We start from the raw sequence: 14,167 nt of genomic DNA, 5'->3' as shown, positions 1-14,167 counted from the left end.
TTTTCTTTACTTAGTCGCGCTTAATTTAATACGAACTTTCGTCTCACCTAAAGATAGTTCATCATCTTCATTCGTTAAGTGACCAAATGTAAATTGTTTAACGAGTAAGTTTTCTTCCAACAACTCTTTATGATTCGTTAACGTTTGCTGTAGTTCTTCCTCTGTATCAAGAATTACATCTACTCGTAAATTAACAGGTAAATTCAACTGCTTACGATATTCTTGAACGGCGCGAATGAATTCACGTGCTACCCCTTCTTGTAGCAATTCTTCCGTTACATTCGTATCTAACATTACTGTATATTGTCCGTTAGTTGTATTAGAGAATCCAGGTTTCGCAACTTTCTCTACTACTACATCTTCAGTCGTTACAACTATTTCTTCTCCTGATGCTACTTCGTAAACCGCTCTTTCTGTAGAAACAAAGTTTTGTACCTCGTCTTGTGGTAATTGTTTTAGCCAACCATTTACTGCATTCACATTTTTACCAAACTTCGGCCCAGCCGTTTTAAAGTTCAACTTTAATTGATAAGACGTGTATTTCGTTTCATCGAGTTCAACATGGAACGCTTTTACATTTAACTCATCCATGACGATATCACGATAAGATTCCCAATCCATATCATTTTCATTATGCTCAAGTAATACAAGTTCCGCTAACGGCTGTTTTACTTTTAAAGAATGTTGATTACGGTTACTTCTTCCAAGTTCAACAACTTGTAAAACTGCATCCATCTCCGCTTCTAATTTCGGTTGAAGTAGTGATTCATTTACAATTGGATAATCCTCTAAATGAACGCTACTTCCAGTTAAATTTAAATGAATATCTTCAGCGACAAACGGTGTAAATGGTGCAATTAATTTACTAATTGTCACAAGTACTTCATGAAGTGTCTCATACGCAGCTGCTTTTTCAGCATTCATACCAGACTCCCAGAAACGATTACGCGATCGCCTTACGTACCAATTACTTACTTCATCTACAAGCGTCGCGATTTCACGAGCTGCATTCGTAAATTGATAATCATCAAGTGCAGTTCTCACTTTTTTCGTTGTACTATGCAATCTTGATAATACCCATTCATCCAATTTCGTTCGCTTTACGTCATATGTTTCATCTGGATTATACTCATCTAAATTTGCATATAAAACGTAGAAGCTATACACATTGACTAATGTATCTACAAACTTAGATTTCGCTTCCAATACTGTTCTTTCAGAAAAACGCTTCGCATTCCACGGAGCACTGTCAACGAGAAGTGCCCATCTTAAAGCATCTGCACCAAACTGATTTACTAAATCAACTGGATCTAGTGCATTCCCTTTACTTTTAGACATTTTCTGTCCTTCTTCATCTAATACATGCCCTAGTGATAGCACTCGTTTATACGGTACTTTTCCAGTATATAGTGCCGATACTGCTAATAAACTATAAAACCAGCCGCGTGTTTGATCAATGCCTTCTGCAATTACATCTGCTGGAAACTGATCTTCAAATAACTCTTTATTTTCAAACGGATAATGATATTGCGCAAATGGCATCGAACCACTATCAAACCAAACATCAATTACTTCTGGTGTACGATTCATTTTACTTCCGCATTTTTCGCAGCAAACTTGCACTTCATCTACATATGGCTTATGCAATTCTAAGTCTTCAGGTGTCTCTTTCGTACTATGCTTTCTTAAATCAGCAATGCTTTTCGGTGCGAATTGATGATCGCAACTTTCACATTCCCATACGTTTAATGGTGTTCCCCAATATCTATTTCGGCTAATATTCCAGTCCACCATGTTTTCTAAAAACTTACCAAATCGTCCATGTTTCATATGGTCTGGATACCAAGTAACAGTATCGTTATTTTGTAAAAATGTATCTTTAATTGCAGTCGTTCGAATTAACCAACTCTCTCCTGCATAATAAAGAAGTGGTGAATCACAGCGCCAGCAATGCGGGTAGCTATGTTCATACTTTTCTTTATGGTATAGTAAGCCCTCCTTCGCTAAATAACGAACGATATCTACGTCACTATCTTTAACAAATTTACCTTTCAAAAATGGTACTGCCTCTGTATACTCACCTTTCTCATCTACAACATGCAAGAATGACAATCCTTCACTTTGAACGACTCTATAATCGTCTTCCCCGTATGCCGGTGCGATATGAACGAGTCCTGTACCACTATCTGCCGTGACAAAATCGGCTGCGATAACGTGGTAACCATTTGTAACTTCCTTCATTGGAAATGGTGGCATATAAGATGTATTTACTAATTCTTCGCCTTTATGGACAGATAATACTTCATAGTCTTCTTTTAATACATCTTGTACACGTTCTTTCGCAACAATGTATACATGACCTTCTTGTTTCGCTTTCACGTATTCCATATTTGGATGTACAGCGAGCGCAACATTGGCTGGAAGTGTCCAAGGTGTTGTCGTCCAGCCTAGGAAATATTCATTTTCACTATCTTTCACTTTAAATTTAACTGTTGCACTTAAATCTTTTACTGTTTTATACCCTTGTGCAACTTCATGTGAACTTAGTGAAGTTTGACAGCTTGGGCAGTATGGTGAAACTCTATGTCCTTTATACAATAAACCTTTTTCATGAATCGTCCCTAAAATATGCCATACACTTTCGATATATGGATTCTCTAACGTAACGTATGGATCATCCATATCTACCCAGTAACCGATGCTTTCAGTGAATTCACGCCACTGCTTCTCATATGTGAATACACTCTCTTTACACTTTTTAATAAATGGTTCAATTCCATACTCTTCGATTTCATGTTTACCAGAAATACCAAGTTGTTTCTCAACACCTAATTCTACAGGTAAACCGTGTGTATCCCATCCCGCTTTTCTTAACACTTTATAACCAGACATCGTTTTATATCTTGCTACTACATCTTTAATTGTTCGTCCAAGCGCATGACCTACATGCGGTAATCCATTCGCCGTTGGTGGTCCTTCATAAAAAACAAACGATTGTGCGCCTTCTCGATTCTGAATTGATTGCTCGAAAATACTTTGCTCGTTCCACTGCTTACGAATACGTGTTTCTCTCCCTACAGCTGACTCTTTTACATCTACTTTCTTCATCTACAATCACTCCTTTTTATGTTTTAAAGCACACAAAAAACCCGTCCCTATGAAGTAGGGACGGGTTTAACCGCGTTACCACCCTAATTCTATTAGCTCTTCGCTAATAGCACTTAGCAACGTACTATCATACGTGTTCTTTGTAACGGTAGACATCCGTCCGGGCTTACTTACTTTCAGCCTCGGCTCCTCGGAGATGATTTTCAAATAACGTCTGCACACCGGCTTTCAGCAACATACCGGCTCTCTGTGGAACAGTACACTATTTTACTCTTTCTCGTCTTCAGATTTGTATACTTTGTTAAAAGCTATTTTATGCCATTGGATAATAAATTGTCAACTAATTCAAAATATATTTTCATTTATACCCTTTTTCGTGATTGTTATACAATTACTTTTCAAATTCTCGCAATGCTGCTAAATTTTCATCATCCTCGATAAGTTCAGCGAAAAATCCCGACTCATCCTCACGAAGTACAATTTCAAGCTCTTCCTTCGCCTCTTCATTTCTGTTTAACTGCGCTAAATAACAAGCACGATCGTATCTTGCTAACAAATCACTCGCATCCATTGTTAATACTTCATTTGTTATTTTTTCTGCCTTTATCGTTTGGCCGGCACCATGATAAGAAGATGCTAAAGAAAGAAGAATTGCTGTTTCATTCGGATGATGGATAGAAGCATTTTCTAATACGTGAATTGCCTCTTCAAACCGTTCTTGACTTTGATATATTTCTCCTAAAGCAAGAAATGCTCTACTTACAAATGGTGTTTGCTCCGTTAATTGTAAAGTAATCTTTTCTGCTTTTCTTTCTTCTCCTGCTTTAAAGAATACTTGTGCCTGAAGAAGAAGAGTATCGTAATCATCTGGTAACTCTCGAACCATTTGCTTCGTTAATTCTGCAGCATCCCGTAACCTATCTTCTTCCTCACACTCTATGAAAAGATTTACAAGTTGCTTGGCTACATCGTAATCCCATTTACTTTCTAATGATGTTTGCAATACATCTATCGCCTCTTTATACATCGCCACATTCTCATAAAATAGTGCAAATCGCTGCGCTGCCATACTATTTTTTTGATTTAACTGTAACGAAATTTCATATAAATCAATGATTGTAGTAATAATCGAAATTTCTTTCGCACGGTTTTTCATGCGATAAAAAGCTCTTGTAATTATGGATTTCTTCGGCTGTTCATTTTGTTGACGTTCAATCCATCTTTCTGTAACTGCAGATGCAGCATACATAAACGCCATACTTCTTTCTGCCTTTTTTACTTTTAATATGTGAAGAAAATCTCGTATGTTAGACCATTTCTTATGTTGTTCTATCGCTTTTACATATACATCAAATATACGTTCATTATTTACATCTTTTTGTATAACCTTCATTGCAATTTCAATTGCTTTTGCATTTCTATTTTTCACTAATACTTTTGCATAATGATATAAAACTTCTGTATGCTCACTATCTAATTGTAGTGCCTCTTCAATCTGTGCTTGTTCTTTATCTATTTCATCCATTGCTCCATACACGTATGCAATCGCATCTAATCGCCATATTTCAGGCACTTCGTCCGCTAATTGTTCTAGTTCAGTCAGCAATTCTTCCTGAAGGTTCATTTCTACTGAAAGCTGCGCCAAATATTCCATATTAATATGCAGCGGCTCTTCTTTCATCGCCTGAACCATATGCCTTTGTTCTTTAGAACGATTTTCTTCTTTTTCATATATTTCCGCAAGCTGTAAATGTACACCGACGAAAGTCCCATCAAGCTCTAAACATGTTTCATATGCCTGTTTTGCTTCCGGCAATTGCCCTAATGCCATAAGTGTTTCACCAATTCGGTAATACGGTAATGCCGTTTCCTTTTGTTCTATCGCCCTTTTATATCTTTTCATCGCTTGGCCATACTGTCCGATAGATTCATATAAAATACCTGTATAACAACCGTATTCACTTACTTCATTTCTTTCTTTGTGTAACGTTCTTAAGAATGCTATACCTCGCTGCACAAATACCGTTCCTTTAATTCGATTCACATATTCATCTAACGCGCTTGCTACATTATATTCGCTCTGCTTTATACCACTCTCTAACTTAGACAATGCTACTTTAAACCCTTCTTCACTTCCACCAAGTTCAACTTCAGCATCCCATAAAACCATTCCCGCATTCATAAGAAAATCTTGGCTCTTTTCAATTTGTTTTTCAATACCGAGAATATATTCTTTTGCTTCCTTATATTGTTCTCTTGCCATATAAACTTGCGTAAGTCCGAAGTGAGAATAAACATCATCATGATTTTCTTCTAAAGCACGAGTATACAACGATTCTGCTTCTTCCAGGCTATCATTTTGAAAATGATAGTCACCCAGTTTTACATATAGAGGTGCCTTATCATCACAATTCTCAATACCTTTTAATAAAATTTCTTTCGTACTTTCCTCATCCTTCAAATCAGATTCGTATATTTCCGAAAGTTTCGTATAAATGTAAGGTGCATTACTATCCAAATGAATCGCTACTTTAAGCCCTTTTATCGCTAAATGTAATTTCCCTAAATGATGCGCACATCTCGCTCGCTCATACCATACATGCGCCTCATTTTTATACTCTCTTAACAGGTCGTTAAAGATTTCATACGCTTCTTCATATCTTTCTAAATCTATTAATATTAACCCATGATTCGTTAAAGTAAATCTTTCTGGACTACGTTCTAAAGCAACTTGAGAAAACTGCAATGCCTTATCAGATTGATCGATATACATATAGGATAACGCAAGGAAACTCCAAGCAATCGGCTGATCTGCGTCTAATTGTAACGAGGAACGAAAACTTGAAATTGCTTCTAAATAACTTTCCTGCTCAAAAGCATACCTTCCGTTTATGAAATGATATAAGGCACGACTATTTTTCTTCTCAACACTCGCAAGCATGTGCCCAGCTTTTTCTAACTCTTCCAGGCGAATAAAGCACTGTGCACCATGTAATTTAACAAAATCTGAGTTAGGAAATTTCTCCATTAACTTTTCTATACAATATAAAATAAATTCTTTATCTACTTCAACATCTAAATGCTTAACCGTATATAACCACGTATTCGGATTATCACTCGTCCCTTTTAAAAACTGTACTAAGTCATGAATCCCCTCTTTATCTTGTTCATCCAAATGATCTGTTAAAGAAAAAATAGATTTAAAATAATGATGTTCTTCTTCATTTAAAAATGATAGTAGTTCCTTCTTTTCTTGCGGAACAAACGTAATTGCTAAACAACCTGTATAACGATATTTTTCTTGTAACTTACTATATTCGACAATAACTGGCTCTATAAAGTTCGGATCTTGAACATAAAAGGCCTGCAATGTATCATCATATCCAGCTAGTACTTGTACATGTGAAGCATGCTCAATATCTATACTTAATAATACGGGAATTCCCTGATCTAGCAGTCTCTTATAATTTTCTACATTACCTTTAAAATAACGATATTCATAACCTAATTCTTCTAAATAAGAAACAGTATCTGAAAACTTCGATCCTGTCATATCAAAAATAAACTCTGCTATTTCATCTTGTGTACGTTTTTCTCCCCATAACTGCAACATCATTTCTAAACTTGTCGGCACACAATAATTATCCTTTTGTACAATTGGAACGATTGGTAAGTGAACCTTTTTTCCATCTGGATTTTTTTCTAAATTATGATATAAAGACCCTTTTAAACTTTTTTCTTCTTTTAATAACTGTTGTAAATCTACAAGTTTATTCATTTTGTACAGTGCTTCTGCTCGTAAATGTACGAAATAAGCTTTATACGCATGATAAGGAAGCTGTTTATTTATGTTATCTATTACTGATAACATATCTTCGTACTTCCCTAAATCTAATACATATTTTATCTTTTCAAAATGAAAATATGGTACTTGTGGGAACTTTACAATTGCATCATCAATTAGCTCCAATGCACGTTTTTGTTCTCCTTTATTCGCATATAACTGTGATAATAAATAGGTAGATAACTCTTCACAATCTTTATGCTGCATACCAGCTATAAATTGTTCTTCTGCTTTCTCCCATTCACCTGTATGCATATAGACGTATCCCCATTTATCAAACACGGCACGTTCACTGTACTCCTCTGCCTTTTGCATATAAAAAAGAGCTTCTTCATTTCGTTTCATTTCCAACAAACATCGTACTAATGTAAAATATGTTTTCGCTAAAAGATCAACGTCTATCTCTTCTTTGTTTACCTCTTCTAATGAGTCTTTTAACAACTGTTCTACTTCAAGTATTTTCCGCTCATCAATTAACTCATCACAATATAAAGAGAGCGTTCTCATATTTGGGAATTTTTTATAAGCGTAGCGAATGAGGAATGAACTGTATTGGTGCATAAGCCCTTCATCAGTAAGGCGAATTAATATATCAAACTCCTTATGTGAAGGAATATTAGCAAGCCAATTCTTCACATAAGATAAAGTATTCTTTTCTTTTATATATGAAATTTCATTATTTATTTCCTGTAATCCATCTATAAATCTCTTGTCTTTCAAACAAGCATCTAACTGCTTAAAATCTAGCATGTATTCACCTCGAATTTATATTTAAACTGCTACTTGCTTAGATTTTACACATCATATTGTATGTATTCAACTAAAATCTCCTATAATGGATAGTATTATTTAATATTATTCGAATTTATAACAAAATATAGTAAAATTGATTGTTTTTCTCTGTATTTTGTTTGATTAACTGGAATAACGTAACATATGGATCTTATTTTTATATAGTTGAAATCAGTACATGAAATTATATCGGCGATTATTTAAATATATCAGCGATTCTTTCGTTTTATCGGCGATTTTCAAATTATATCAGCGATTATATGTCGAATATCGACTTACCGACATTAAGCGACATTTTTCATCGTATTGCTCCTTTAACATTCTATTTCACCAAATGTAATTTTCATATTCGGAGCATATACTAAAGAAGAATGAAGATGAAATGCCTTAAAAAATCGGAGCTCAGCTTCATATTGAGCTAGCGCATCATCATATGTTAATCCTCTAGCCATTAAACGTTCTACAAATTGTTGCTTATCACCGGGATTACCAGCAATCCCTTCTTCTTTTAATGATTGATACAAATCGTTTTTATCATTATGATGCATATTAGAATCTAAAAAGTTCACTTTATCACTTACTCTACATTGAATATTTTTTACGCCTAGTTCACTTAAAAACATCGGTATTTTCATACCAATATTTCCATCTTTTCCGCTTCTCTGCATGTCACTTTCAAATAAATTCTGCAAAGCTCCTAGCCTAATAATTTCCGATTGATTCTCTCCATTTAAAAAGTATGAAGACATATTTGATATCCAATGTGGTTCAAAACAGATTATTTTTCCGCCCTTTTTAATTGAATGTATCATTTTTTCTAGCATCGTTTTTGGTGAACTCATATGTAACAAAAAGGCATGACAGATTGCTATATCGTATTTATCGTTTAATTCTATTTCTGTAGCATCCCCCTCCATAAATTCTGACTCATATGGAAGTAAACGAAATAACGCTCTCGCTTCAGCTAATAAAGTTTCTCCACTATCAATGCCGGTATACTTTGATCCTTTTGGAAGTAATGGCATTAATACTAAGCCTAAATAACCATATCCACAACCGTAATCAACGATATGTACAGGCTTAGTAATCTTCCAAACTGTATTTACTAAAAAGCTTACATAATCGTCGTTGTAATATAAATCTCTCGTGTTTTTTAAATATGTTAGTTTATTGTTCCAATCGTACGTTTTCAAGTTTAACGCCTCCTTTTTATATGACATTACAATTCTCCATCTTATGCGGACATTCCTACACCTGAAACAATTCCAAAAAAGTTTAAACTTTATAAAATATAACTGTTACTTACATATTTTCTATAAAAATAAATAGGCATACATATCTATTATGATACGTATACCTATTTATTTTACATCTCCTCAGGTGCCTCCACCCCAAGTAAACGTAACCCTTCTTTTAATACAATCGTCACAGCATAAACCAATGCGAGTCTGCTGTCTTTTTCTTTGCTCTCTTCTAATATACGAACATTACCATAATATTTATTGAATGATTGTGCTACATCTAATATATATTTCGAAATAATCGATGGCTCATTTTTATTGAAAGCTGCTTCAATTATTTGCGGGAATTTATTTAGTAATTTTACGACACTCCAGCTATGATCGTCTTTTAAAGCAAATGTACATGTTTCAAATTCTACACTTTCTTTTCTTAAAATAGAGCAAGCACGTGCATGTGTGTACTGTACATACGGTCCTGTTTCTCCTTCAAATTTCAGCATATTTTCTAATGAAAATTCGATATTGTGCATACGCTCATTTTTTAAATCGTGGAAGATAACTGCGCCAACACCGACTTGCTTCGCTACTTCTTCTTTTTGTTTTAAGTTTGGATTTTTCTCTTCAATATTTTGTTTTGCAAGTTCGATTGCTTCCTCAAGTACTTCTTCGAGTAAAATAACTCTTCCTTTACGTGTCGACATTTTCTTACCATTTTTTAAAATGAACCCAAACGGTACATGTTCCATGCCGTCAACCCAAGTGTAGCCCAACTTTTTTAATACAGTGAAAAATTGATTGAAGTGTAAACTTTGTTCCGGGCCAACTACGTATAACGCTTTATCAAAACCAAATGTGTTTTGACGATATAGTGCTGCTGTTAAGTCACGCGTTGCATAAATCGTCGCACCATCTGATTTTCTAATTAAGCAAGGTGGCATTCCCTCTTCTTCTAAATTAACGACTAATGCTCCTTCTGACTCTTCAAGTAAATCATGTTCCTCTAAAATCCCAATAAAGTCTTCCATTAAATTATTATAAAAAGCTTCTCCTTGAAAATTAGTAAATTCCACACCGAGAAGTTCATAAATACGAGAAAATTCTTTTAAAGATTCGTGGCGGAACCAATTCCAAAGCTCAACAGCTTCTTCATCACCTTCTTCTAATTTCTTAAACCAAGCGCGTCCTTCTTCTTCTAATTCTTCGTCGTCTTTTACCTCTTCATGAAATTGAACATATAACTTAAATAATTCACGTATTGGATCCTCTTTCACTACTGCTTCATTTCCCCATTTTTTATAAGCTGTAATTAACTTTCCAAACTGTGTTCCCCAGTCTCCAATATAATTAATTCCTACAACTTCATAGCCACATTTTTCAGCGATATGTTTCAATGAATTTCCTATCATTGTAGAGCGTAAATGCCCCATTGAAAATGGCTTTGCGATATTAGGAGAGGAATAATCGATAACGACCGTTTTTTCATATCCAAAATGATTGTGACCGTACTCTTCTTTCTCCGCTAAAATCGTTTTTAATACTGTATCACTTACCGTTTCACGATTAAAAAAGACATTTACGTAAGGACCAACAGCCTCTACTTTCGCAAAAAACGGACCACTTAATTTCTGTGCAACTTCCTTTGCAATAATAGCCGGTGCTTTTTTATATTGCTTCGCTAATGAAAAGCATGGGAACGCTGCATCTCCGAATTCATCTTGTTTCGGTGTTTCAATTAAATCTAAAATTTGCTGTTGCGTTAATTCATTCGTAAAAATATTAGATAAACTTTCTGCAAACTGCTTTTTATAATCCATGCTACAACCTCCTTCATTTTTAAAATACAAAAAACTCGTCTCTAAAAAAGAGACGAGTTTGAACCCGTGGTACCACCCTTGTTGTTCATTACGAACCACTTTCCCGTTTATAACGAGGACAGGGGGCCTCGGCTTACTCTACTATTCGTTCAAGAAGCATCTCCGAAGTGCGCTTCATCTTTTTCTTCCGCACTAGGCTCACACCATCCCTAGCTCGCTTTCCTTCTAAAAAAGACTACTCTCTTCATCACAGACAGTATATTTAATTAATTATTGCTTATTATACATCTTTTCAAACAATTAGCAAGGGTCAATTACACCAAAGTGAAACTTAGCACTTTTTCTTTTGTATACGTGAAAATTGTGTTTTTCAAATCTAGAACTACGGAAATGATCTTTTAATACGACACGCTTTCTCGCCACTCGCTTCGCCTCCGCAATTGTTTCATCAGTAATATCATGATACAAAGCGAAATGTTTTAATCCTTTAATTCCGTCAGATTCTATGACAGTTTCTTCAAACATCGGATCGAGATAAACGATGTCATAGCTATTATCTTCACATTGTTTTAAAAATGCGAAGTGCTCCGTTTGCTTTACTTCAATTCGTTGCATTGCTTCATCAATTTCAGAAACAGATGAAGACCATGTTTTCAAACCATTTTCCATAATATAAGCCATATACTCATTGCCTTCAAGTCCTGTTACTTTTCCGCTTTCACCAACAATATAACTAGCTACAATACTATCTGATGCCATCCCGAGCGTACAATCTAACACTGTCATTCCTCTCTCTAATTGCGTGGCTTGTACAAACGGATCATGTTCTCCGCGCATTAACCTTTTCACACGAAACATCGCTGAGTTCGGATGAAAGAAAAACGATTCTTCCGTACCTTTTGGATAAATAGCTAATCGGTTCTTCCCTACGACAAGTACATCTTGTTCATACTGTTCATGCAGCTTATGTATTGGTATGTCATTACGTTTAACGAAAGAAGCATTTAATTCTGCTGCTACCCTGTTTGCATAAGCTGTCATTTCTTTGTTCGTTCTTCCTGCTGTTGTTACTATCATTTTTTCACCTCTATATAAAGAAAAGAGGGAGATTTACTCTCCCCCTTCTTTAGCAATTCTTTTCGAAAGCTTGTTCTAAATTCGTAATAATTTCGTCCATAGTTGCACCTTCAATTTCATGACGGTGAATGAAGTGAACAACTTCTTTTCCTTTTAACAATGCCATAGATGGTGAAGACGGAGGAATTTCTCCAAAGTATTCACGCATTTTTGCAGTAGCATCTTTATCTTGACCTGCGAATACAGTTACAAGATGATCAGGTTGTTTTTCAGCACGAACAACCGCTTGACCTGCTGATGGACGTGCTAAACCAGCTGCACAACCACAAACAGAGTTTACAACTACTAAAGTTGTACCTGTTACGTTTTCCATAAATTCTGTTACAGCTTCTTCTGTAGTTAACTCTTCAAACCCAGAACGCACTAACTCTTGGCGCATTGGGATTACCATTTGGCGCATGTATTCTTCATAAGCATTTGACATCTTGTAATCTCTCCTTCAACTTTCATTCCAAATTCATCATATCACGCTCTATTAATAGGTGCAAAAGAAAGATAACGATGATTTCATTTTTTTGTAGGGATTTCACAAATCCCTTCGCGGCAATGTCCAACTGGGACAAGTTTTCTATTGTTAGCGATATAATCGTATACTTTACTTCCAAAACCAAGTACGATAGATAGCTTTATAAAAGGTACGGCAAACCAATAAGATGGAACGACCTTTGCTAATACATATATGCTATGAATGCCGTCATACCACTTATTATTTTTTAAAATATACAATCTTTGTTCCATCTTACTTTGTAGTTCTTGAGAAAGTTCATACTTCTCAACTACATCTTCATCTCGAAATGAAAAAAATTTCACCTTACCCTTTTTATCTAATTTTTTCGTACGTTCTGCAACCGCCGTACACATCGGACACCAACTATCATAGAAAACAATCATACATTATTCCCCTTTACGAGACTCCGTCATTTGTTTCCATACAGAACCTTTTGCTTCTTCTCCGCCTTCAATACGCTCTAAAGCTAGACGTGCTTGCATTGCTACTTCAAACTCTGGATCATCTTGCGCTGCTTTTAATGCTGGAATTGCACTTTCGTCTCCTAGTTCAAATAAGAACATCGCTGCACGCCATCGTACTAATTTACTTGGATCTTTCAGAGATTTAATCATAACGAACATCGCTGCTGGGTCACCTACGTCTGATAAGCAATCACCTGCTGTACGACGAACACTTACAGAGCGATCTAATAAGGCTTTATATAATAACGGTAATACTTCATCACCTTTTACCATACCTAAATATGCTGTTGCTAAACGGCGAATCGAAACTTTTTCATCATCTAACGCCATCTTCAACACTGGAATATCTTCTTCAGTAGGATCCATTTGTTCTAAAGCTGCAAAACGTTTTTTCCAGTCAGCATCTTTCATCATCTCTTCTGTTACTTTATATGGCTCACGCTTTTGAATCGTTACTTCAACAGCACCTGCCTGATTTAATAATTCTTTGACCGTTTCATTTACACGTTCTTCCGGATAAGCAGCAACAATCTCTTCTACTACTTCTTTCCCGATTTCTTCAAAATTACCGTAACGTGTACTTTGTTCCACCCATTTACGTTCTTTTACAACGTTTGGTGCAGACATTTGAACTTTCATAATTGATTCTTTAAAACGGTCAGGTAAACCAACACGTTCTTCCGTCGTTCCATCTGTTAACTTTACTTGCATTGGGATAGTAAAGAACATTTGAACAAATACTTTCACTTCTCCAAAATGAGCAAGTTGTTGTTCTTCACTTTCTTCTACTACTTCTTCGCCAAAAACAGCACGAACTTGTTGTAATAAAACTTTCCAGTCATACTTTGCATTTCGCTCCACCGCTAAAAAGTCGGCTACATGATATACACCTTTAATACCTTCAATTTTCAAAATTTCTTGCACTTGCATTGGTGCTTGTTCTTTATTTTCATTTGTATAATTATTACGTGCTCCTGATGGTAATACTTCATTCAAAATAACTTTCATTGTATTTGGACTTGGCGTCGGTTCAATTGCTTTAATCTTCACGTAAAAAACTCTCCTTTATTGCATGTTCTTAGCTGTATTGTAACATGTTATCACTCTATACTCCTACTCGGATGCTTAATTTTACTATTTACTTTTCTACATTTCTGGAAAGTTTCATTCATTCTATTTTCACCTAATCATTCCATAACTATAGTTAAAAGTATAATTGACAATTACATAAAAAGGGATTAACCTTAACTCATAAAATG

Annotated in this window: 8 protein-coding genes and 2 other annotated features; all 8 genes read right to left on the bottom strand. The window is 35.3% G+C overall.

The annotated features are described in order from the left end of the window. Positions 1-6 precede the first annotated feature (6 nt). Positions 7-3,108: an isoleucine--tRNA ligase gene (gene ileS, locus PDQ68_RS01255; RefSeq protein WP_016717354.1), complete on the bottom strand. Its 3,102-nt coding sequence runs from the start codon at positions 3,106-3,108 to the stop codon at positions 7-9. A 53-nt stretch (positions 3,109-3,161) separates the two neighbouring features. Continuing rightward, positions 3,162-3,401: a binding site (T-box leader), on the bottom strand. A 98-nt stretch (positions 3,402-3,499) separates the two neighbouring features. Continuing rightward, the gene (locus PDQ68_RS01250; RefSeq protein WP_061182832.1) at positions 3,500-7,702 is read right to left on the bottom strand and encodes a bacteriocin-processing peptidase family protein; all 4,203 of its coding nucleotides are present in this window, start codon (positions 7,700-7,702) and stop codon (positions 3,500-3,502) included. A gap of 356 nt (positions 7,703-8,058) precedes the next feature. Continuing rightward, positions 8,059-8,964 carry a class I SAM-dependent methyltransferase gene (locus PDQ68_RS01245; protein ID WP_073530451.1) on the bottom strand — a complete coding sequence of 302 codons (906 nt, stop codon included), beginning with the start codon at positions 8,962-8,964 and terminating at the stop codon, positions 8,059-8,061. 146 nt (positions 8,965-9,110) lie between these two features. Beyond that, positions 9,111-10,799 carry an arginine--tRNA ligase gene (gene argS / locus PDQ68_RS01240; RefSeq protein WP_061182830.1) on the bottom strand — a complete coding sequence of 563 codons (1,689 nt, stop codon included), beginning with the start codon at positions 10,797-10,799 and terminating at the stop codon, positions 9,111-9,113. Positions 10,800-10,844: 45 nt separating this feature from the next. Continuing rightward, positions 10,845-11,059 (bottom strand) — a binding site (T-box leader). 40 nt (positions 11,060-11,099) lie between these two features. Beyond that, entirely contained in the window at positions 11,100-11,876 is a 777-nt protein-coding gene (locus PDQ68_RS01235; protein ID WP_061182829.1) for a class I SAM-dependent methyltransferase, read from the bottom strand. A gap of 49 nt (positions 11,877-11,925) precedes the next feature. Next, the gene (locus PDQ68_RS01230) at positions 11,926-12,360 is read right to left on the bottom strand and encodes a BrxA/BrxB family bacilliredoxin (RefSeq protein WP_000063713.1); all 435 of its coding nucleotides are present in this window, start codon (positions 12,358-12,360) and stop codon (positions 11,926-11,928) included. Positions 12,361-12,443: 83 nt separating this feature from the next. Then, complete coding sequence (locus PDQ68_RS01225; RefSeq protein ID WP_000634897.1) at positions 12,444-12,827, bottom strand: thiol-disulfide oxidoreductase DCC family protein; 384 nt, start codon at positions 12,825-12,827, stop codon at positions 12,444-12,446. Positions 12,828-12,830: 3 nt separating this feature from the next. Further along, entirely contained in the window at positions 12,831-13,958 is a 1,128-nt protein-coding gene (locus tag PDQ68_RS01220) for a conserved virulence factor C family protein (RefSeq protein ID WP_000692572.1), read from the bottom strand. Between the last annotated feature and the right edge of the window lie 209 nt (positions 13,959-14,167).

It is taken from the genome of Bacillus cereus group sp. Bc010 (genome assembly GCF_027716745.1).
Lineage (GTDB): Bacteria > Bacillota > Bacilli > Bacillales > Bacillaceae_G > Bacillus_A > Bacillus_A pacificus.
This window is presented reverse-complemented; position numbering and strand designations above follow the sequence as displayed.

What these genes read in the sequence shown, in the direction of transcription:
- PDQ68_RS01235 (WP_061182829.1), bottom strand. Translation starts at nt 11,876, where the DNA reads ATGATAGTAACAACAGCAGGAAGAACGAACAAAGAAATGACAGCTTAT.
- argS (WP_061182830.1), bottom strand. Translation starts at nt 10,799, where the DNA reads ATGGATTATAAAAAGCAGTTTGCAGAAAGTTTATCTAATATTTTTACG.
- PDQ68_RS01230 (WP_000063713.1), bottom strand. Translation starts at nt 12,360, where the DNA reads ATGTCAAATGCTTATGAAGAATACATGCGCCAAATGGTAATCCCAATG.
- PDQ68_RS01225 (WP_000634897.1), bottom strand. Translation starts at nt 12,827, where the DNA reads ATGATTGTTTTCTATGATAGTTGGTGTCCGATGTGTACGGCGGTTGCA.
- ileS (WP_016717354.1), bottom strand. Translation starts at nt 3,108, where the DNA reads ATGAAGAAAGTAGATGTAAAAGAGTCAGCTGTAGGGAGAGAAACACGT.
- PDQ68_RS01250 (WP_061182832.1), bottom strand. Translation starts at nt 7,702, where the DNA reads ATGCTAGATTTTAAGCAGTTAGATGCTTGTTTGAAAGACAAGAGATTT.
- PDQ68_RS01245 (WP_073530451.1), bottom strand. Translation starts at nt 8,964, where the DNA reads ATGTCATATAAAAAGGAGGCGTTAAACTTGAAAACGTACGATTGGAAC.